The organism is Desulfatitalea alkaliphila, from assembly GCF_022968795.1.
Lineage (GTDB): Bacteria > Desulfobacterota > Desulfobacteria > Desulfobacterales > Desulfosarcinaceae > Desulfatitalea > Desulfatitalea alkaliphila.
This window is the reverse complement of record NZ_JALJRB010000089.1, coordinates 1-713: the sequence shown is the minus strand read 5'-3', so window position 1 is coordinate 713 and position 713 is coordinate 1. Positions and strand designations below refer to the sequence as shown.

Genomic DNA, 713 nt, shown 5'->3' with positions numbered 1-713 from the left:
GGAGGGAAGTTGGGGACGTACGTCAGAAATTCAGCTTTTGCCATTGTGCTCCATTTTGATACAAATTGCAGGAAAGTAGGGGACGGGAAAGTAGTTCACGAAGTCGGGGGCGTACCTCACAAATTCAGTTTGGGGTCTATTTTTGGTTTCTCGCCGCTGGTATTTCGCTGCAAAATTTCAGATTGGTTGACAATTATTGCATAGCTGCATATTGTTTATATAACTGCAATAACGGAGATATGCAACATGAAATCTGAAAGTGTCGTTGTTTCGAAAAGAGGCTACATCGTCCTGCCTGCCCAAATTCGCCGGGAGATGAATATCAAACCCGGCAGCAGGGTCCTCATCCACAGAGAAAATGATCGACTGACACTTGAAACAGTGGAATCTTTTACGCATAAACTAGAGGGCCTTACGCAGCACACCATAGGGGATACACCGGAAAAAGTTGACGCCTTCATTGATTCGGAACGGAAAGATAGAACCGATGATTGACGATAAAACATTGAAAAAGTCTGTCCGTGGCAGAAGAATACTCGTCGACAGTAACATTATCATCTATTTGACTGAAATGACGGAGCCATACCACCACCTGTCGCGGGAACTCTTTGCCATGATAGAAGGTGGGAACGCATCAGCCGTTTTTTCGATACTTTCTGTTGCCGAGGTCATGCAAGGGCCTCTCAGGGCCGGCAAATCCGATATAGCCGAGG

Annotated in this window: 3 protein-coding genes; all 3 read left to right on the top strand. The window is 46.0% G+C overall.

Going from position 1 to position 713, the window contains the following annotated elements:
* Window positions 1-204 (top strand): hypothetical protein (locus MRX98_RS21865; protein ID WP_246915322.1); only part of this gene is annotated, 204 nt, incomplete at its 5' end.
* Between the two features lie 42 nt (window positions 205-246).
* Window positions 247-495: an AbrB/MazE/SpoVT family DNA-binding domain-containing protein gene (locus tag MRX98_RS21860; protein WP_246915319.1), complete on the top strand. Its 249-nt coding sequence runs from the start codon at window positions 247-249 to the stop codon at window positions 493-495.
* Window positions 488-713: type II toxin-antitoxin system VapC family toxin (locus MRX98_RS21855; protein WP_246915316.1), on the top strand; the 226-nt coding region annotated here is incomplete at its 3' end. The genes MRX98_RS21860 and MRX98_RS21855, both read left to right, overlap by 8 nt.

Coding starts and splice junctions, on each gene's coding strand:
- MRX98_RS21860 (WP_246915319.1), top strand. CDS start 247: ATGAAATCTGAAAGTGTCGTTGTTTCGAAAAGAGGCTACATCGTCCTG.